Raw genomic sequence first — 20,040 nt, forward strand, 5'->3', positions numbered from 1 at the left:
CGGCGGCGCGCGGCCCCGGCGCCCGGGTCAGCGGCGGAGGAACCGCTTGCCGCCCTTGACCAGCCGCTCGGCGGCCGGCGAGTTCGGGTTGATGCGCAGCGCCTCCTTGCCGGCCAGCTGCCGCAGATCGGCACCGCGCTTGCCCATGCGGGCGGCGGTCTCGCCGATGCGCAGCCAGGTCAGGGCGCGGTCGCTGCCCGTCGCCTGGCGGACGGCCTTGCGCAGGTACTCCTCGGCGAGGTCCTGCTCGTTGCTGCGGATGCGCAGCTGGGCCATGCCGATGAGGACGTCGAAGTGCTCGCGCTCGGCCAGCAGCTTGGTGCCGACCTCCAGCGCGCCCGCGTCGTCGCCGTCCTCCAGGAGGGAGCTGAACGCCTCCAGCGAGACCTCGTTGACCGGGACGTCGAACTGCATTCCCTGGGAGGGGACGGACCGCATCCGCCGGCCGGCCTTGGTCTTCTTCGTCGGCGGCCCGGGGAGCTCCAGCTTGTCCCGGGTCTTGTCGTTGAAGTGCATGCCGAGTTCGGGGCGGTCGTTCCAGACCGGTACGCAGGCGGCGATGTACTGCTCGGCGATCGGCCGGAGGAACGCGTACCGCTTGGGCTGCATGCAGAAGCCCACGGTGGAGACGTACGAGGAGAGCTCGCCCGTGACGTAGGCCGCGTCCCCGATGCGGTCCTGCATGGCCCCCGCCGGCGATTCGAGGTCGGGCAGCAGGGCGTGGGTGATGGTGACGGGGATGCGGTTGCTGTTCTCGTACGGCCGCATCCGGCGGATGACCTCGAGCGAGCCGATCTGGCCGACCCCGATCCCGAACAGCGACCGCGCGGTGAACAGGCCGGTCGAGAAACAGCCGATGACGAACCGCGGCTTCAGGTACTCGAAGATCGTCTCGGCGAGTACCGGGATGTCCAGCACCAGGAAGTCGACCCCGGCCTGGTGGGCGGCGAGGGCGAGGGTGTCGGCGAGGTTGGACGGAGCGCTCGGGTGCGGCTTGAAGATGACGGACCGGAAGCCCATGCCGACCGCGGCCTCGAACATGCGCAGGTGGAGCTGCTCCTCCTCTTCCTCGGTGAGGATGTTGAGGGCGGAGAGGTACTGGCCGAGGAGGACGGCGGTGTCCTGGCCGCGCTGCAGCATGTGCGGCGGGATGGCCGAGTCCAGCAGGGGGCGGCACTCCCGGGTGAGTTCCGACATCAGGCCGACGACGGCCCGGGTGTCCACCGGCTGCGAGGGGATGCGGTGCTCCGTCAGGAGCATGGGGACCAGGCGCGGGATGAGGTCCAGGTAGAGGACCCGGGAGATCCGCGCGTGGATGTCCCTGTGCAGGTCGTTGCGGGTGGGGCCGTAGGTCATCACGCCGTCGGCGTAGACGGTGATGACGGCGTCCGAGAAGATCTGGACCAGCGTCTGGGCCGGCTTGACCTGGATGGACTCCACGATGAGTTCGAGCGGTCCGGCCGGGATCCCGATCTTCTGGGCCATGATGGACCGCCAGAGGACCAGGTCCTCGCCCCGCGGCCCCCACATCGAGGGGTGGTACGGGGCGATGAGCTCGTTCCAGTACACGACCCGGCTGAACCGGGACACCACGGACCGGGCTCCCTGCATGTGGTGGAGCGGGGTGGAGACCTCCGGGATGTCCACGTTGTTGCAGACGAGCAGGATCCGCTCGCGCCCCGGCGGTCCGAACTGCCCGGCGTCGATGGCGGCGGCCACCGTCATCGCGCCGTAGAGGGTGGAAGCGGCGAAAATCTGGGTCATTACGCGGCCACACCCACAGCCGTCTCCATCAGGTTCCTCAGCATCTTCACGCGGCGGGCGTCCATTCCTGCGAGCGTCCCTTCGAGGATGTCCCGCGGGACCTCCATGAGGGCACGGGCGCTGCGCTCCATGAGCAGCGAGCGCGTGTAGTCGTCGTACGTGTCCGCCCGGTCCAGGTGGATGCAGGTCATCGCACAGAGGGTACGCATCGCCTTGAAGGCGAGTTCGTATCCGCGCGGATGGTTGGCTATCTCCTGGAACACCTTCTGATAGCAGACGATGAAATCGAGCTGGCGTTCGTCGGGAATCTTGGTGAGCGAACCGGCGACGTCACGCCGGTAGAAGATCCCGTGCAGATCGACCACACCGAAGGACCGGGCGCGAAGGTGAAGTCGCCACATCCAATGACGGTCCTCGGCGGTGCGCAGGGTCTCGTCGAAGAAGAGGCCGTCGAACGCCAACAGGCGCTCCCGGTCGTAGATTCCCGCCCACACCAGCGGATAGTCCACGATGGAAGAAGCGTCGACCGGCAGGATGTAGTCGGCGGGGTCGAGCTGCATCGCCCGCGGGGACACGGGGCACTTGGCTATCTCGCGCTTCCTGCCGAACACCTTGACGTGTCCGGTGCGCAGGAAGTCGACCCCCGACTGGCTCATCCAGCCGACGAGTTGGGCGAGATACCCGGGGCCGTACCAGTCGTCTCCGTCGAGGAAGGTGACGTAGCGTCCGCGCGCGACCGAAAGTCCCCTGTTCCGGGTGGCCGAGATACCCATGTTGTGGGGGTTCGGAACGAAGATCGCACCAGGAATGGACGGCGCCATCTGCTGAATGATTTCCCGGGTTCCATCCGTGGAGCAGTCGTCCACGATGATGAACTCGAAATCCTCTCTTGCATTCAGCGCCAGAGACTTAAGTGTCGTCCGACAGTAGTCGCGGACATTGCACATAGGAACAATCACCGACAACGTAACCATCAGTAACACTCACCTACTTCCATTCACAGACGCTACCCCCGTGCCATCGCGCGGTGCCGTCACGCCGCGCACACGTCAAGCCTACGTACACGTAAGCCCCCGAACATCATGACAGAACCGCCCGGAACCCCCCGCGAATGCCCGCGGTGTGACGTACAACTCCTCACCAAGATCCAAGCGATTCCGGGGCTGGTAAAGGCCTGGCAACGATGTAGAGTGATCGGACTGCGGGGCAATCCCGTCCAGACCACGACGCAGAAGGGCGTCAGCCGGGGGGCAGTCTGGGAGGCAGTTGGGGGCGGATCGACCGGTTTCGCACCACAATGCGCCATTCGAAGCCCTTCGTCCGCTTTTTCACAACGAGCCAGGAGTCCCAGTGCGCATCCACGTGCTCGCCGACTCCGACACTCGCTGGAAATGGGGAGCCGGCCTCGCCATCGGCATGGACCCGGGCGGCCAGGTGCACGCCCACATGCTCCGCGGGCGCTCCACGCCCACCGCGCGTCAGCTCGCCGAGGTGGGGATCACACCCGCCTCCATCTCCGAGTCCACCCTCCCCGAGTTCGCCGCGGACCCCGTCCTGGACGACGCGGACGTGATCATCCTCGGCACCGTGGGCGGAGCAACGCATGCCGCTTTGCATGCGCTTGCCTATCGTTTCCATGGACAGTGGCGCCGCCCCATTCTGATGACGGGGTATGTCGGCGTCGTCTACGAGAAGGTGACGGACGGACTCCTGCTGCGCGGCGGCGCCGATATCGTGCTCGCCAACAGCCCGTTCGACGGGCGCCGGTTCCGCGAGATCTACGAGCCCCTCGGAATTTCCGGTTCGACCGTCGTCGAGACGGCCCTGCCGTTCCTCGACCACCGGCCTTACGACATGAACCGGACCAACGCCCGGCACCCTTACACCATTTGCTTCGCGGTGCAGCCCTCGGTGCCCGGAGATCGAAAAGGCCGTACCTATATGCTGCGCCGCGCCATTGAACACGCGCGGCTGCGTCCGGGGCGCGACGTCCTCATCAAACTGCGCAGCAAGCCCGGTGAGGCGACCACCCACGTGGAAACGCACCATTACCAGGTGCTGGCCGAACAGATGGAAGAACCACTGCCGCCGAACCTGCATTTCGTCTACGGCAACATGTCGGACACGCTGGACCGCACCGACCTTCTGGTGACGGTGAGTTCGACGGCCGCCCTGGAATCGATGCACCGCGGAATGCCGACGGCCATCCTGAGTGATCTGGGCGTCCGCGAGATCCACGGGAACCATTACTTCGTCGGCTCCGGCTGCGTCACCGACTGGACCGCGATCGACGAGGGAGCGGCCCCGATGGCGCACGAATCCTGGACGCACGACCAGGGAATCCGGGCGCACGATCCGTTCGGTGCGATCCGGGCCCGCATCGCGCAGCTGAAGAGCGGGCCGCTGCCGCCCGTGACGCCGTACTACACGGCGGACAGCGCGCCGGACTACGTCGGTTCGCTGCTGAGCCGGCGCGGACTGAACCTCGACGGTTCCCCCGGACACCTGCCCGGCCCCCGTTCCAGCAGCGCGATGAAGCGCACCTCACGCCGGGTCATGAAGGGCGCCTACCAGTTCGGCGTCCAGCGGGTGGCCCCGAAGATCCAGCAGTGGGGCGGCGTGTAACCCTTGCCCGAGCCCCATCGCTCCGTCCTTCACCCTTCCTTGGAGAGCTTTGTGAACACGGCCGTCCGGCAGGCCTCGTCCGCCGTCACCGCTGTCATCCCCGCCCGCGGCGGGTCCAAGGGCATACCCGGCAAGAACGTGGCCCCCATCGGCGGTGTCCCGCTCATCACCCGCGCCGTACGCGCCTGCCTGGCCGCCGAGCACGTCACCCGCACGGTGGTGTCCACCGACGACCCGGCGATCGCCGCCGCGGCCCGCGCCGCCGGCGCCGAGGTCGTCGACCGCCCGGCCGAGCTCGCCGCCGACCAGTCCTCCAGTGAATCGGCCCTGCTGCACGCCCTGGACACCCTGGAGGAGCGCCACGGCGAGCCCGTCGAGGTCCTCGTCTTCGTCCAGTGCACCAGCCCGTTCATCACCACCGAGGAAGTGGACGAGACGGTCCTGGCCATCACCCGCGACGGCGCCGACTCCGCCTTCACCGCGGTCCCGTTCCACGGGTTCGTCTGGCGGACCTCGCCCGACGGCGCGCCCGCCGGGCACAGTGCCGACGGCGTCAACCACGACAAGGCCTTCCGCCAGCGCCGCCAGGACCGGCATCCCGAGTACCTGGAGACCGGCACCGTGTACGCGATGCGCGTAGACGGCTTCCGCGAGCACGGCCACCGCTTCTTCGGCCGCACCCAGCTCGTCCCCACCGCCCCCGAGCGGGCCATCGAGCTGGACGAGCCCGGCGACCTGGACCGCGCCCGCGCGCTGGCCCCGCTGCTGGACGCCACGGACCTGCCCGGCCGCACCGAAGTCGACGCCGTGGTACTGGACTTCGACGGCACCCAGACCGACGACCGCGTCTGGATCGACGAGACCGGCCGCGAGATGGTCGCCGCGCACCGCGGCGACGGCATGGGCATCGCCCGGCTCCGCAAGGCCGGCATCCCCGTCTTCATCCTGTCCAGCGAGCGGAACCCGGTCGTCGCCGCCCGGGCGCGCAAGCTCGGCGTCGAGGTCGTCCACGGAGTGGAGACCAAGGACGTCGAACTCGCCAAGTGGTACGGCGATGCCGGGATCGACCCCCAGCGCATCGTCTACGTCGGCAACGACGTCAACGACCTCCCCTGCTTCGAGCTCGTCGGCTGGCCCGTCGCGGTGGGCGATGCCCACCGCGCGGTCCGGGAACGCGCTCGTTCTGTCACGTCTGCCCACGGAGGGCACGGCGCCGTGCGAGAAATCGCCGAATGGATCCTTGGAAAGGAACTCTGAACAGTGGTGCACAGCAACCGCATCCGCCAGGTCGGCAACAAGCAGGTGGGCCCGGGGCTGCCCACCTACGTGATCGGTGAGATCGGCATCAACCACAACGGCGACCTGGCCAACGCCATCGCCCTCATAGACGCGGCCGCCGAGGCGGGCTGCGACGCGGTCAAGTTCCAGAAGCGCACCCCGGAGATCTGCACCCCGCGCGACCAGTGGGACATCGAGCGCGACACCCCCTGGGGCCGCATGACCTACATCGACTACCGCCACCGCGTGGAGTTCGGCGAGGACGAGTACCGCGCCATCGACGAGCACTGCAAGAAGCGCGGCATCGACTGGTTCGCCTCCCCGTGGGACACCGAGGCCGTCACCTTCCTGGAGAAGTTCGACGTCCCCTGCCACAAGGTCGCCTCCGCGTCCCTGACCGACGACGAGCTGCTGATCGCCCTGCGCGCGACCAACAAGCCCGTCATCCTGTCCACCGGCATGTCCACCCCGGAGCAGATCCGCCACGCGGTCGAGGTCCTGGGCAGCGAGAACACCATCCTGCTGCACGCCACCTCCACCTACCCGGCGGTGACCGGCGAGCTGAACCTGCGCGTCATCCACGCCCTGGAGGCCGCGTACCCGAACGTGCCGATCGGCTACTCCGGCCACGAGATCGGCCTGCAGACCACCGTCGCCGCCGTCGCCATGGGCGCCTGCGTCGTCGAGCGTCACATCACCCTCGACCGCGCCATGTGGGGCTCCGACCAGGCCGCCTCCGTGGAGCCGGGCGGCCTGCAGCGCCTCGTCCGTGACATCCGTGTCATCGAGGAGGCCAAGGGTGACGGCATCAAGAAGGTCTACGAGTCCGAGCTCGGCCCGATGAAGAAGCTGCGCCGCGTGCAGGGCACCGTCGCCGCGGCCGCGGGGGAATGACGACCCGTCGATGACAGAGACCCTCGCCCTGGTGGAGAGCCCTGCTCAGCTGCTGAACGTTCTGGAGTGGGCACATGTCCACCCGGGCGAGGCGTCCTCTCTCAGCATCGCCATCCTGCAGCCGACGGACCGTCACTCGCGTGAACAGGTCCGCCGGCTGTGCAAGTTCGCCTCCCAGGCCAAGCTGGTCTGGCGGCGCTACGAGGTGCGGTCCGGCTCGGTGAGCCGGGCCCGCACCCTGCTGCGGCTGGGCCGGTCGGTGTCCAACGCCGGCCGGCTCGTCATCGGCGATCTGTTCTCCCGTACCGTGCAGGCGCTGCTGCCGTTCTCCAAGGCCCACGAGGTGGTCGTCGTCGACGACGGCACCGCCACCACCGAACTGGTCACCCTGCTGACGCAGGGCCGGCAGCTGAGCCGCTGGCACCAGGGCGACACCTCCAAGAAGGCCGACGGCAAGGGCAGTTCGGTCGGCCGCTGGCTGACCCGGGACACCCTGGAACGGTTCACGCTGTTCACCTGCATGCCGGTGGCCCCGCCGCCGGGCGCCGTGGTGGTGCCCAACGAGTACCGGTGGATCCGGGACACCTTCGGCCCGGTGCAGGTCCGCGGCGGCGCCGATCTGGCCGGCACCTCGCTGGTCGAGACCGGCATCATCGACCAGGAGCACTACCTGGAGGCGATCACCTGGATCGCCCGGTCCCGCGGCGCCTGGCGCTACCTCGCGCACCGCCGCGAAAGCCCGGAGAAACTCCGGGAGATCGCCGACGCGACCGGCATGGAGATCGTCCACCCCGAGCTGCCCATGGAGGTCATGGCCCGGGTGGAGCCCATCGGGCACACCGTGCTCACCTTCGCCTCCACCATCGCGTACACGCTCCCCCTCGTGCTGCTGGGCTCTCCGGTCCGGGTGGAGCTCTGCGAGATCGACGACGACTGGATCACCGAGGGGACGGCGTCCCGTTCGGTGGAGTTCCTGCGGAACATCTCCTCGCTGGCGGTGGCCCGGCACGGCCTGGCGAAGGTCCCGCCGCAGTCACGCGGCCTGCGCCCTCCGCTGCCGCACACACGCCCGCGGCAGGGCCTGCCCGGGATTCCCGGCCAGCACAGCCCGTACGGCTCCCACGAGCCCTACTGAGCCGCCGCGGACCGGCAGGGGGCGATTCCTCCCGCATCCCCGGCCCGTCCCGCCCGGCAGGGCCGTCCAGGACGGTTCAGGGCATGGTCCAGCTCCGGGTTCAGGTCCGTGCAGGGCGGGCAGGAGCTCAGAACCGCATCCAACGGCCCAGGGACAGGCCCATGTTGTCCTTCTGGCGGGTCACCAGCAGCTCTCCGGCGGTGCTGATGGCCGCGATGACGATCCGGCCGTGGGCGTCGACGGTGAGGCCCGGAGTGCCCACCGAGGGCTCGCCGGTCTCGGTCCACCACAGGCCGGCCGCCTCGTTCTCGGTCGGGTACGCGGCCAGCGCGGTCCGGCCGTTGACGCCGCGGTAGGCGAGGATCGTGCAGTCGTAGCCGTCGACGAAGGCCCGGGTGCCGGCGACCGCGCCCTGCGCGGGCCCGCCGCCGAGCCCCATGACGCCGACGCCGGCGCGGTAGGCGCAGACGCCGTTGCCGCCGGTCAGGTGCCAGTACCAGGTGACCCGGTCCTCGGCCGTCTCGACCGCGGAGGCGGAGCCCGGCTCGGCCAGGAAGGGCAGGTCCTCGGCTTTGGCCGCCGGGCCGTTGCCCGGCTCGGACTGGGCCCACAGGCTCACCCGCTTTTCCGCGGGGGCGAGCAGCTGGACCCGGCCGCCGAAGGTCGCGAACGCGGTGGAGCCGTCAAGGGTGCCGCTTCCCTTGATGTCGGCCCATTTGGTCCACTTGCCCTTCTTGTCCTGGTGGCGGGAGTGGACGCCCTTGCCGAAGTTCCGCACGAACACGTGGAGTCCGCCGTGGGCGTCGACGGCCGCGGTCGGGGCTCCCGCGGTGCGGGCCATGTCCTCGTTCTGGTAGAGGCTGCCCAGCGAGGCCCAGGGGCCCAGCGGACGGCCCGTCTGGTACTGCACGGCGTGGACGAAGGTGATCCGCTCCAGGCCGTTCACCACCTCCCGGCGCCGGCCTATGAAGTGGACGTAGCCGTCCTGGCCTTGGGCCAGGCACAGGTGGGTGAGGTCGGCCACCGGGAAGAACTCGGGGCCGGTCCACTCGGGACCGCCGGGGGTGTGCTCGGTCCAGCGCAGCATCCCGCCGTGGGTGACCGCGTACGCACTCAGCCGGCCGTCCTTGCCGGTCACGACCCAGGATCCGCCGACCGGGCCCAGGGCCGCAGGACCGTGGTCGTAGGCGTCGTACGCCTCGTCCGGTGCGGAAGCGCGGGTCGACTGCTTGGAGGACCTGCGCGCGGATCGCGTAGCCATGAACCGAAAGCAGCCTTCCCGGAACCATCATTCGAACGAACTGAGCATACCCCGGCGCCCAACCCGCTCAAGAGTGCGCTTATGTTATAGGCCGCGTGACTTCTCTCATCAGTTCGGAAGTCTCATCAGTGCGGAAGGGCCGGTCCCACGGGAATGACTGCTGACACTCAAGACAGGACGACGACTCCGCCGCCGGGCGGCCGCGCCGCCCGGCGCCGGAGTGCCCCCCGCACACGGACCCGGGGGCAGAAGATCCGCCGGGCCCTGCTGTGGACCCTGGCCGTCGTGCTGGTCGCCCTCGGCGGCGGCGGATGGTGGATGTACAGCCACCTCAACGGCAACATCGAGAGCGTCGACCTCGACAAGGCGATCGGCGACAACCGCCCGCAGAAGGTGGTGGAGGGCGCGCAGAACGTCCTCGTCATCGGCTCGGACTCGCGCGCCGGGGAGAACTCCGACCTCGACGGCGGCAGCACGGTGGCGGGCGCCCGCTCGGACACCACGCTGCTCATCCACATACCCGCGGGCCGGTCCAAGGCCACCGCGGTGAGCATCCCCCGCGACACCCTGATCACCCGGCCCGACTGCAAGACCGAGGACGGGAAGACCATTCCCGGTCAGAAGCGCGCGATGATCAACGGTGTCCTGGGCGTCGGCGGCCCGGCCTGTGTCGTCAAGACCGTCGAGCAACTGTCCGGAGTCCGGGTGGACCACTTCGTGCAGGTCGACTTCGCGGGGTTCAAGGGGCTCGTGGACGCCCTCGGCGGGGTCACCGTCAATCTCGACAAGCCCATCAACGGCTCCAAGGGCGGCATCAAGCTGGACGCGGGCGAGCACAAGCTCAACGGCACCGACTCGCTCAAGTTCGTCCGCACCCGCAAGGGTTACGCCGACGGCAGCGACCTCGGCCGCATCGGTCTGCAGCAGAAGTTCATGACCGCGATGCTCGCCGAGATCAAGAAGCAGGACGCCCTGGGCAACCCGGCCCGGCTCTACAAGCTGGCGGACGCCGGTACCAAGTCGCTGACCACCGACTCCGATCTGGCCTCGCTCACCAAGCTCTCCGACTTCGCCAAGAGCATGAAGGGCGTCGACCCGGAGACGATGGAGACCATCATGCTGCCGGTGGCCTACGACAAGATCGACCCGGCCCGTGTCGTCGCCTTCGAGCCGAACGCCACCCAGCTCTGGGAGGCCGTGCGCAACGACCAGGCCATCCCGGCGGCGGCGAAGAAGTCCCCCGCCAAGGCGGGCTGACGGCCCGACGGGCGAACGCGCCGGGCGGCCGGACCCTCGTGGGGTCCGGCCGCCCGGCGCTTTGCGTTGCGGGTCGGCACGTGCGGCGGACGCCGTCCGTTCGCCGTTCGTTCGCCGTTCGCGTTCGCCGTCAGCTCGGCGGCAGGCCCGCCTCGGTGCGCTCCAGCCCCTTGCCCAGCCGGCTGTGGCTGCGGCCGTACGCGAAGTAGACGACGAAGCCGACCGCCATCCAGATGGCGAACCGGAGCCAGGTGTCGGCCGGCAGGTTGAGCATCAGCCACAGGGACGCCAGCATCGACACGATCGGGAGCACCGGCACCCACGGGGTGCGGAAGGAGCGGTGCAGGTCGGGCCGGGTCTTGCGGAGGATGATCACGCCGAGGGCGACCACGACGAAGGCGAACAGGGTGCCGATGTTCACCAGTTCCGCCAGCTTCTCCAGGCTGGTGAAGCCGGCCAGGAAGGCGATGACCACGCCGAGCAGGATGGTCGCCCGGTAGGGGGTGCGGAACTTCGGGTGGGTGACGGAGAAGACGCGCGGCAGCAGGCCGTCACGGCTCATCGCGAAGAACACGCGGGTCTGGCCGAGCAGCAGGATCATCGAGACCGTGATCAGGCCCACGGCGGCGCCCAGGCTGATGGCACCGGCGAAGAACGGCTGGTTCACGGACTTGAAGGCCTCGGCGAGCGGGGCGGTGGGCGACATCTGCGTGTAGTGCTGCATGCCGGTGACCACCAGGGTCACGGCCACGTAGAGCACGGTGCAGATGAGCAGCGAGCCGAGGATGCCGCGCGGCATGTCCCGCTGCGGGTTCTTGGTCTCCTCGGCGGCCGTGGCCACGACGTCGAAGCCGATGAAGGCGAAGAACACGAGCGCCGCGGCGGTGAAGATGCCCATCACGCCGAAGTTGGTGGGCTCGTACCCGAACAGCAGCTGGACCAGCGGCGCGTGCCAGCCGCTGACGGATTCCTCCTGCGGCTGGGCGGGCGGGACGAACGGCGAGTAGTTGTCGGCCTTGATGAAGAACAGGCCGGCGACGATGACCAGCAGTACCACGGTGACCTTGATGGCGACCACGATCGCGGTGATCCGCGCCGAGAGCTTGGTGCCGACGACCAGGATCGCGGTCAGCGCCAGGACCAGCAGGAAGGCCAGCAGGTCGAAATCGCCGCCCGCGTCGGGTCCGGACAGGGCGGTCGGCAGGTCCCAGCCGAGGTTGGTGTGCATGAGGTGGCGTACGTACCCGGACCAGCCGACCGCCACCACCGCCGTGCCGAGGGCGAATTCCAGGACCAGGTCCCACCCGATGATCCAGGCGGGCAGCTCGCCGATCGAGGCGTAGCTGAAGGTGTACGCCGAACCGGCCACCGGCACGGTCGAGGCGAACTCGGCGTAGCACAGGGCCGCCAGGGCGCAGACGATGCCCGCGGTCACGAAGGACAGGGCGGTGGCGGGTCCGGCGTTGTTCCGGGCCGCGATGCCCGTCAGCACGAAGATGCCGGTGCCGATGATGACGCCGACACCGAAGACCGTGAGGTCCCAGGCGGAAAGGGATTTCCGCAACTGGTGTTCGGGCTCTTCCGTGTCACGGATGGACTGTTCCACCGATTTGGTACGGAAGGGACTGTTCAGATTCGTACTCACGCGCACACCTCCGAACGGGGCCCCCATGGAGTGGGGGGCACCCGGCACGCGAACGGGCCGGGCGAATCACCCATTCAAGGATGATCCTCCCGGCCCGGGGCCTGCAACAGGACGGCCCTTCCGGCCACCCGTACGGGTCCTAGTCCACGGTGGCGGCCGGCTCGCTCTCGTAGCGGCCGTCCAGCTTGGCCACCAGGCCCGTGACCTGCCGCGCGATGTCCGGGGCGGTCAGGCCGATCTCCGCCAGGATCTCGGCGCGGGAGGCGTGGTCGAGGAAGCGCGGCGGGATGCCGAAGTCGCGCAGCGGGACGTCTACGTCCGCGTCGCGCAGGGCCTGGGCGATCGCGGAGCCCACACCGCCGACGCGGCTGTTGTCCTCGACGGTGACGACGACCCGGTGCTGCTCGGCGAGCGGGGCCATGGCCTCGTCGACCGGCTTGACCCAGCGCGGGTCGACCACGGTGGTCGAGATGCCCTGCTTCTCCAGCAGGGAGGCGATCTCCAGGCACATCGGGGCCAGCGCGCCGACGGAGACCAGCAGGACGTCGGGCGCGTCCGTGCCGGGCTCGCGCAGCACGTCCATGCCGCCGATCCGGCCCACGGCGGGGACGGCGGGGCCGACCGCGCCCTTGGAGAACCGGACCACGGTGGGGGCGTCCTTGACCTCGACGGCCTCGCGCAGCTGGGCGCGGACCTGGTCGGCGTCGCGCGGCGCGGACAGCCGCAGACCGGGGACCACCTGCAGGATCGACATGTCCCACATGCCGTTGTGCGAGGCGCCGTCGGTGCCGGTGACGCCGGCCCGGTCCAGGACGAAGGTCACGCCGCACTTGTGCAGGGCCACGTCCATGAGGACCTGGTCGAAGGCGCGGTTGAGGAAGGTGGCGTAGACGGCGAAGACCGGGTGCACGCCACCGGTGGCGAGGCCGGCCGCGGAGACCGCGCCGTGCTGCTCGGCGATGCCGACGTCGTACACGCGCTCCGGGAAGGCCTTGGCGAACTTGTCCAGGCCGACCGGCTGGAGCATGGCGGCCGTGATCGCGACGACGTCCTCGCGCTCCTTGCCGAGCTTGACCATCTCCTCGCCGAAGACCGAGGTCCAGTCGGCGCCGGAGGAGGCGATCGGCAGGCCGGTGTCCGGGTGGATCTTGCCGACGGCGTGGAAGCGGTCCGCCTCGTCCTGGAGGGCGGGCTGGTAGCCGCGGCCCTTCTCGGTGAGGCAGTGGACGATGACCGGGCCGCCGAACCGCTTGGCGCGGGTGAGGGCGGACTCCAGGGCGGTGATGTCGTGGCCGTCGATGGGGCCGACGTACTTCAGGCCGAGGTCCTCGAACATGCCCTGGGGGGCGATGAAGTCCTTCAGGCCCTTCTTGGCGCCGTGCAGGGTCTCGTAGAGCGGCTTCCCGACGACCGGGGTGCGCTCCAGGAGGTCCTTGCCCCGGGCGAGGAAGCGCTCGTACCCGTCGGTGGTGCGCAGGGTGGCCAGGTGGTTGGCCAGGCCGCCGATGGTCGGGGCGTAGGAGCGCTCGTTGTCGTTGACGACGATGACCAGCGGGCGGTCCTTGGCGTCGGCGATGTTGTTGAGCGCCTCCCAGGCCATGCCGCCGGTGAGCGCGCCGTCACCGATCACGGCCGCGACGTGGTGGTCGGTGCGGCCGAGCACCTCGTTGGCCTTGGCGAGGCCGTCGGCCCAGCCCAGCACGGTGGAGGCGTGCGAGTTCTCGATGACGTCGTGCTCGGACTCGGCCTGCGAGGGGTAGCCGGAGAGGCCGCCCTTCATCTTCAGCTTGGAGAAGTCCTGCCGGCCGGTGAGCAGCTTGTGCACGTACGACTGGTGGCCCGTGTCCCAGAGGATCTTGTCCTTGGGGGACTCGAAGACCCGGTGCAGGGCGATCGTCAGTTCGACCACCCCGAGGTTGGGGCCCAGGTGCCCGCCGGTCTTGGAGACCGCGTCGACCAGGAACGACCTGATGTCCGCGGCCAGCTGGTCCAGCTGCTCCGGGTTGAGCCGGTCCAGATCGCGCGGTCCCGTGATGCGGGTCAGCAGCACCCGTGCCTCCTTGCAGTTGCTTGCTGGTCTGACGAGTCTAGTGAACCGGCCCGGGCCGTCCGGCATCGGGCGGCCCGGGGCGGGTCACAGCTTTGTCATACATGTGTGGACCTCCGCGGACTCACACACCCCGTACGGGTGGACGGTCGCACGGGTGTGCCCGGCGCCACCGTGTGGTGGCGCCGGGCACAGGACCGTACCGGGTGCGGGTGCGCCGCTAGGCGCGGCCCGCGGTCTTCTGCGTCTTGCGCGTGACCGAGTCGATGACCACGGTGGCCAGCAGGACCGCACCGGTGATCATGTACTGGATCGGGGTGGCGATGCCCTGCAGGGCGAGACCGTACTGGATCGCGGTGATGACCATGACGCCGAGCAGGGCGTTCCAGGTCCGGCCGCGGCCGCCGAAGAGGCTGGTGCCGCCGATCACGGCCGCCGCGATCACGTTCATCAGCAGGTCGCCGGCGCCGGCGCTCTGGTTCGCCGCAGCGATCTTGGAGGCCCAGAACAGGCCGCCGACCGCCGCGAAGAAGCCCGCGATGGAGAACACCGCGATGCGGATCCCGGCCACGCTGATGCCTGCCCGGCGGGAGGCCTCGACGCTGCCGCCGAGCGCGAACACCTTCCGGCCGAAGCCGGTGCGGCGCAGCAGGAAGTCGGTGCCGACCAGGACCACCAGGAACAGCAGCAGTGCCAGCGGCAGGCCCTTGTACTGGTTGAAGACGGCGGCGGCGCCGAAGGAGACCACCGCCAGCAGGCCGGTGCGCAGCAGGATCTCGGTCAGCGGCCGGTAGGGCACCTGGGCGGCGGCCCGGCGCTTGGCGTCCAGGAAGGAGCCCGCGAAGTACGCCGCCACGGCGACCGCGGCCAGCCCGTAGGCGGCGGCGACGTCGGAGAAGTAGTACGTGGTGAGCTGCCCGACCAGGCCCTCGGAGTCGAGGTTGATGGTGCCGTTGTCACCCAGCAGCTGGAGCATGAAACCGGACCAGAACAGCAGACCCGAAAGGGTGACGGCGAAGGCCGGTGCGCCGATCCTGGCGAAGAAGAAGCCGTGGATCGCGCCGATGGCCGCGCCGGAGGCGAGGGCCACGAGGACGGCGAGCCACTCGTTCATCCCGTGGGTGACGGAGAGGACGGCGACGATGGCGCCGGAGACTCCGCTGACCGAGCCGACGGACAGGTCGATCTCGCCGAGCAGCAGCACGAAGATGATGCCGACGGCCATCATGCCGGTGGCGACCATCGTGACCGCGATGTTGTTGATGTTCTCGGCGGAGAGGAAGTTCGCGTTCAGGCTCTGGAAGATGACGCAGATGACCGCCAGGCCGATGACCACCGGGAGGGAGCCCAGGTCGCCGCCCCGCATCTTGCGCTTGAACTCGTGGAGGTAGCCGGCCAGGCCCTCCTCGCGGACCAGCAGCCGGGGGTCGACGACGGGGACGGCCGCGACGGGGATCTCGTCCGCGACGGTCGCGGGGCCGGGGACCTCGGCGTCCGCGGGTGCATGTTCGGTGCTCACTTGCGAGCCTCCCCGGTGCGCGCCGCCCGGCGGGTCACGGCGTTGTCCGTGGCGCCCGTGATGGCGGAGATGATCTCTTCCTGCGAGGTGTCGGCGACCTTGAAGACGCCGTTGTTGCGGCCCAGCCGGAGGACCGCGACCCGGTCCGCGACGGCCTTGACGTCGGCCATGTTGTGGCTGATGAGGATGACCGCGTGGCCGCGCTCGCGCAGCCGCTCGACGAGGTCGAGGACCTGGGCGGTCTGCTCGACGCCGAGGGCGGCGGTGGGCTCGTCGAGGATGACGAGCTGGGGCTCGCCGAGCATGGAGCGGGCGATCGCCACCGTCTGGCGCTGGCCGCCGGAGAGCGAGGCGATCGGGATCCGCACGCTCGGGATCCGGATGGAGAGGGTGGTGAGCAGCTCGCGGGCGCGGCGCTCCATCTCCACCTCGTCCAGGACGCCGCGGCGCTTGAGCTCGCGGCCCAGGAAGAGGTTGCCGACGACATCGATGTTGTCGCAGAGGGCGAGGTCCTGGTAGACCGTCGCGATGCCCAGGTTCTGGGCGTCATGGGGCTTGCTGATCGACACCGGCTTGCCCTCCCATTCGATGACCCCGTCATCGATGGGGTGGACGCCGGCGATCGTCTTGACGAGCGTCGACTTTCCGGCGCCGTTGTCGCCGACCAGAGCGACGACCTCGCCGGAATGGATCTCGAGTTCTACGTCGGTGAGGGCCTGAACGGCACCGAATCGCTTCGAGACCCCGCGCAACGCCAGCACGGGCGCAGCGGACACGTGAATCATCTCCTTCGCCGCCTGACCGGCGGGGATGCCTTGCATTAACGATTCTGCACCGGCGCCCCGCGGATGGCGGGGGTATGAGGGGCGGGGCGCCGGCCAGAGGGGGCGGGCCCTCGTGGGGCCCGCGGCACGGTGGTGCGGTGACGTGCGGTGACGCGACCGGCCGCGACTGCTTCGCGGCCGCTGCGCGACTACTTGATGCCGGCGGACTCGCAGGCCGCGGCGTACTTGTCGGTGCAGATCTCGGCGACGGTGTAGACGCCGTCCTTGACCACGGTGTCCTTGATGTTGTCCTTGGTCAGCGAGACGACCGGGACGAGGACGGAGGGGACGCCCTTGGTGGTGGGGCTGTCGACCTTGGAGGAGGCGACGGAGTCGAGCTTCTCGCCCTTGGCGAGGGCCACGGCCATCTTCGCCGCGGCCTCGGCCTCCGGCGCGTACGGCTTGTAGACGCTCATGTACTGCTCGCCCGCGACGATCCGCTGCACGCCCGCGAGTTCGGCGTCCTGGCCGGTGACCGGGGGGAGCGGGGTGACGCCGGCCGCCTTGAGGGCGGTGATGATGCCGCCGGCCATGCCGTCGTTGGCCGAGTAGACGCCGACGATCTTGTCCTTGCCGAGCGCCGAAATGGCCGCCGCCATGTTGGTGTTGGCGTTCTCCGGCTTCCACTCGACGGTGTCGTACTCCTTGCCGACGTTCACCTTGCCGTCGAGCTCGGCGTGCGCGCCCTTCTTGAACAGGGCGGCGTTCGGGTCGGTGACGGAGCCGTTCATCATCACGATATCGCCGGCCTTGGCCTTGTCGCCCAGGGCCGTCAGCAGGGCCTTGCCCTGGACCTTGCCGACCTCTTCGTTATCGAAGGAGGTGTAGCCCTCGATCGGGCCCTCGGCGAGGCGGTCGTAGGCCACGACCGGGATCCCCGCGTCCTTGGCCTTCTTCACCGCGCCGGCGATGGCCTTGGAGTCCACCGCGTCCAGGATCAGCACGTCCACCTTGTTGGTGATCATGGTGTCGACCTGGGAGTTCTGCGTGGTCGCGGACTGCTTGGCGTTGGCGTAGACGACCTCGCCCTTGCCGCCGGTGAGCGCGGCGACCTGCTTCTCGATGAGCGGCTTGTCGAACTTCTCGTAGCGCGCGGTCTGGTTCTCGGGCAGGAGCAGACCGACCTTGATCGCGTCGCCGGCCGGGGCGGTGCCGGTGCCCGTGGACTTCTCGCCGGCTTCCTTCGCGCTGCCGCAGGCGGCGAGCGAGACGGCCATGGCGGTGGCGGCGACGGCAACAGCGGCTCTGCGCATCCGCGTGTTCATTTCCTGAAACCTCCCTGACGAGGCCGCAACGCCGCGGCCGAGGTGGACGTGAGTCAACCCCGGCCGCAACTTGTCGTCAAGGAGTGAATCCTTAACGAGATGACAACGGTGCCATCCGTTATCTAACTGAAGACATGACGGCGGGAGTCGCTCCCACCCCGCCCCTGCCCAGCAAAAGCGTCGAATCACCCATCTCGCTCAGTACGAGCGCCAGCGCGCCCAGCACCTCGGCACGGCCGCCCAGCGATCCGGTCAGCACCGACAACTGGCGGGCCGCGCTGGGGATCGCGTACCTCCCCACGGACTCACGTATGGGGGCCAGCACCAGTTCACCGGCGTCCGCCAGGGAGCCGCCGAGCACCACCCGGCTGGGGTTGAGCAGGTTGCACAGGCTGGCCACCCCGCTGCCCACGTGCCGGCCCACGTCCGTGATCACCCGGCGGCAGCCGGGATCGCCCTCCCGGGCCAGTTCCACCACGCGCTCCATGGTGAGTTCGGGCCCGTGGCTGCCCTGCAGCAGCGGCAGTACGTAGCGGGCGGCGGCGAAGGTCTCCAGGCAACCCCGGTTGCCGCAGCGGCAGACCGGCCCGGACTCGTCCAGGGTGATGTGCCCGATCTCCCCCGCGGTGCCGCCCGGACCCCGGTAGATCTGGCCGTTTATCACCAGCCCGGCGCCGACTCCGCTGGCCACCTTGATGTACGCCAGGTCCTTGACCCCCCGGCCGCTCCCCCACACCAGCTCGCCCAGCGCGCCCAGGTTCGCGTCGTTGTCGACGTACACCGGCACCCCGAGCCGCCGCGCGAGTTCGTCGCGCGGGTTGATCCCGGCCCAGCCCGGCAGGATCGCCGTGGAACCGAGGGTCCCGGACTCCACGTCGATCGGGCCGGGCACGCCCAGGCCCACGCCGATGACCTTCTCGCGGACCGTCCCCACGCTCTCGATCAGCCGCCCCACCAGGTGTTCCGCCCGGTCGAACCCGGCCGTCCAGGAGGCGTCCACGTCCAGCGGCTCGACCTCCTCGGCCAGCACCTGGTGGGCCAGGTTCCCGACCGCGACCCTCAGGTGCGTGTGCCCGAAGTCCACGCCGATCACGATCCCCGCGTCCCCGCTGAGCGAGACGCTGCGCGCGCGGCGGCCCCCCGCCGAGGTCGGCGTGACCTCCACGGTCCCGCCGTCCTTCAGCTCCCGGACGATGTTGGAGACCGTGGCCGCCGACAGTCCGGTGGTACGGGCGATCTCCGCCTGGGTCAGCGAACCGGCGAGCCGCACCGCCCGTACGACGCGTTCGAGATTCGCGCGGTGCAAGGACGACTGCGAACCCGGAGTCTCCACCACTGATCCACTCCTGCCATCTCTCCAACTTGTGAACCCCAAGTCGACCCCTGGGGCTTTCCGGACGTCAAGAGCCGCTGACGACCGGCCATGACCAAAAGTACGAGAGAAGCACGGTCCGACTTCACGCCGCGGTCACCGAAGCGATGGCCTTGTCAGTATTTCCCACTTTCCTCCCGCATGCCTCTGATGCGCCCGGGTACGCCATGCCAGACCACAAGCCAATTGAACGCGTTCAGTCCAGCTGGCAGCATGGGGACCGCGCCGCTGTCCGCCGGACGGCGGGTGCGTTTGCCATGCCCGAGGGGGGTTGTCCGTGGACGAGAAGCGTTCGTACGGCCGGGTACTGGTGGTCTCGGTGCTGGTGGGGTACCTGGAGGTCGCGCTCGCCCTGGTGGTGGTGCTCCTGTCCCTGTGGATGCGGTATCCGCCCGGCGTCGCCGCCGACTACGCCGCAGAAGGGGCGGTGGTGATCGCCCTCATCCCCCTCATCGGGGTGATCGCGTTCCTGCTGACGCTGTTCTTCGTCCTGCCGGCGGTCGCGCTGGCCGCGCTGTCGGCCCGCCGGATCGGCGGACCCGAGGCGTTGTGGGCACCGCTGATGGTGGCCGCCCTGCTGGGGCCGCCCGTCACGGCCTTCTGGACGTACAACGACGTGGCGACGCGGCCCATGCTGGTCTTCTGGGCGTGGGCCACGGCCTCGCTCTCGGCGGGCGCCCTGATCGCCCGTACCGGCCGGAGCGGACTCTTCCGGCGGGTGGCGCTGTGGGGTGCGGCGGTCGTGGCGGGGACCGGCGTCCTCGGCGCGGGCGGACTCGCCACCGGCCTGCTGCCCCCGTACGAGCCGCCGTCGATCACCGCGGCGGCCGTGCCCGGCGTCTGGGTCGACCACCGGGGCGGGACACTGACCTTCACGGGAGACGGTGGGGTCACGGCCTCGGACGTCGGCATGCACCGCCCCGACGACCACCCCAGCGGCCCGTCGCGGCGGTGCACGGGCACCGGCACCTGGTCGTACGCGCCCGGGCGGGACGCCGGGATCCACGAGGTCACCGTGCGCATCCCCGGGTGTTTCTGGCCGGCTCCGTGGCGCGTGGCCGGCACGGACCGGGTGCCCCGGCTCCACCAGGACGTCGGGGGCCCGGAGTCCGGGAAGAGTTACGACCTGCGGCGGGCCGTCAGCGCCTCCTGAC

General features: G+C 69.7%; 15 protein-coding genes. 6 read left to right on the plus strand and 9 right to left on the minus strand.

The window, feature by feature from the left end:
* Nucleotides 1-27: 27 nt before the first annotated feature.
* Together AC067U_RS04005 and AC067U_RS04010 are read right to left on the minus strand one after the other, a co-directional pair.
* Entirely contained in the window at nt 28-1,764 is a 1,737-nt protein-coding gene (locus AC067U_RS04005; protein ID WP_478828006.1) for a polysialyltransferase family glycosyltransferase, read from the minus strand.
* A complete protein-coding gene (locus tag AC067U_RS04010; RefSeq protein ID WP_478828283.1) occupies nt 1,764-2,738 on the minus strand; it encodes a glycosyltransferase family 2 protein in 975 nt (324 codons plus the stop codon). Before AC067U_RS04010 ends, AC067U_RS04005 begins: the two co-directional genes overlap by 1 nt.
* A 376-nt stretch (nt 2,739-3,114) precedes the next feature.
* Here AC067U_RS04010 and AC067U_RS04015 point away from each other — a divergent pair, with 376 nt between their 5' ends.
* The 4 genes from AC067U_RS04015 to AC067U_RS04030 are packed head-to-tail and all read left to right on the plus strand — an operon-like array spanning nt 3,115 to nt 7,696.
* Nucleotides 3,115-4,389, plus strand: a complete 1,275-nt coding sequence (locus AC067U_RS04015; protein ID WP_478828007.1) for a DUF6716 putative glycosyltransferase — start codon at nt 3,115-3,117, stop codon at nt 4,387-4,389.
* A 51-nt stretch (nt 4,390-4,440) separates the two neighbouring features.
* Complete coding sequence (locus AC067U_RS04020; RefSeq protein ID WP_478828008.1) at nt 4,441-5,646, plus strand: cytidylyltransferase domain-containing protein; 1,206 nt, start codon at nt 4,441-4,443, stop codon at nt 5,644-5,646.
* A 3-nt stretch (nt 5,647-5,649) separates the two neighbouring features.
* A complete protein-coding gene (locus AC067U_RS04025) occupies nt 5,650-6,561 on the plus strand; it encodes an N-acetylneuraminate synthase family protein (protein ID WP_478828009.1) in 912 nt (303 codons plus the stop codon).
* A gap of 10 nt (nt 6,562-6,571) precedes the next feature.
* The gene (locus AC067U_RS04030; protein ID WP_478828010.1) at nt 6,572-7,696 is read left to right on the plus strand and encodes a hypothetical protein; all 1,125 of its coding nucleotides are present in this window, start codon (nt 6,572-6,574) and stop codon (nt 7,694-7,696) included.
* 127 nt (nt 7,697-7,823) lie between these two features.
* Here AC067U_RS04030 and AC067U_RS04035 read toward each other — a convergent pair whose 3' ends face one another.
* Nucleotides 7,824-8,957, minus strand: coding sequence for a PLL family lectin (locus AC067U_RS04035; protein ID WP_478828011.1), 1,134 nt, complete (start codon nt 8,955-8,957; stop codon nt 7,824-7,826).
* Between the two features lie 153 nt (nt 8,958-9,110).
* On the opposite strand from AC067U_RS04035, the gene AC067U_RS04040 reads away from it, so the two are divergent.
* Nucleotides 9,111-10,214, plus strand: a complete 1,104-nt coding sequence (locus AC067U_RS04040; RefSeq protein ID WP_478828012.1) for an LCP family protein — start codon at nt 9,111-9,113, stop codon at nt 10,212-10,214.
* A gap of 130 nt (nt 10,215-10,344) precedes the next feature.
* Here the strand turns inward: AC067U_RS04040 and AC067U_RS04045 are convergent, their stop codons facing one another.
* The 6 genes from AC067U_RS04045 to AC067U_RS04070 form a co-directional block, all read right to left on the minus strand.
* On the minus strand, nt 10,345-11,859 hold the full coding sequence (locus AC067U_RS04045; RefSeq protein ID WP_478828013.1) for an amino acid permease: 1,515 nt from the start codon (nt 11,857-11,859) through the stop codon (nt 10,345-10,347).
* A gap of 139 nt (nt 11,860-11,998) precedes the next feature.
* On the minus strand, nt 11,999-13,909 hold the full coding sequence (gene dxs / locus AC067U_RS04050; protein ID WP_478828014.1) for a 1-deoxy-D-xylulose-5-phosphate synthase: 1,911 nt from the start codon (nt 13,907-13,909) through the stop codon (nt 11,999-12,001).
* 217 nt (nt 13,910-14,126) lie between these two features.
* Complete coding sequence (locus AC067U_RS04055) at nt 14,127-15,362, minus strand: sugar ABC transporter permease (RefSeq protein WP_478828284.1); 1,236 nt, start codon at nt 15,360-15,362, stop codon at nt 14,127-14,129.
* Nucleotides 15,363-15,421: 59 nt separating this feature from the next.
* Complete coding sequence (locus AC067U_RS04060; protein WP_478828015.1) at nt 15,422-16,210, minus strand: ATP-binding cassette domain-containing protein; 789 nt, start codon at nt 16,208-16,210, stop codon at nt 15,422-15,424.
* Between the two features lie 188 nt (nt 16,211-16,398).
* On the minus strand, nt 16,399-17,514 hold the full coding sequence (locus tag AC067U_RS04065; protein ID WP_478828016.1) for a substrate-binding domain-containing protein: 1,116 nt from the start codon (nt 17,512-17,514) through the stop codon (nt 16,399-16,401).
* A 118-nt stretch (nt 17,515-17,632) separates the two neighbouring features.
* Nucleotides 17,633-18,847 carry an ROK family transcriptional regulator gene (locus AC067U_RS04070; protein ID WP_478828285.1) on the minus strand — a complete coding sequence of 405 codons (1,215 nt, stop codon included), beginning with the start codon at nt 18,845-18,847 and terminating at the stop codon, nt 17,633-17,635.
* A gap of 316 nt (nt 18,848-19,163) precedes the next feature.
* Here AC067U_RS04070 and AC067U_RS04075 point away from each other — a divergent pair, with 316 nt between their 5' ends.
* A complete protein-coding gene (locus AC067U_RS04075; protein ID WP_478828017.1) occupies nt 19,164-20,039 on the plus strand; it encodes a hypothetical protein in 876 nt (291 codons plus the stop codon).
* Nucleotide 20,040: the final 1 nt, after the last annotated feature.

Source organism: Streptomyces sp. NPDC043853, assembly GCF_056436025.1.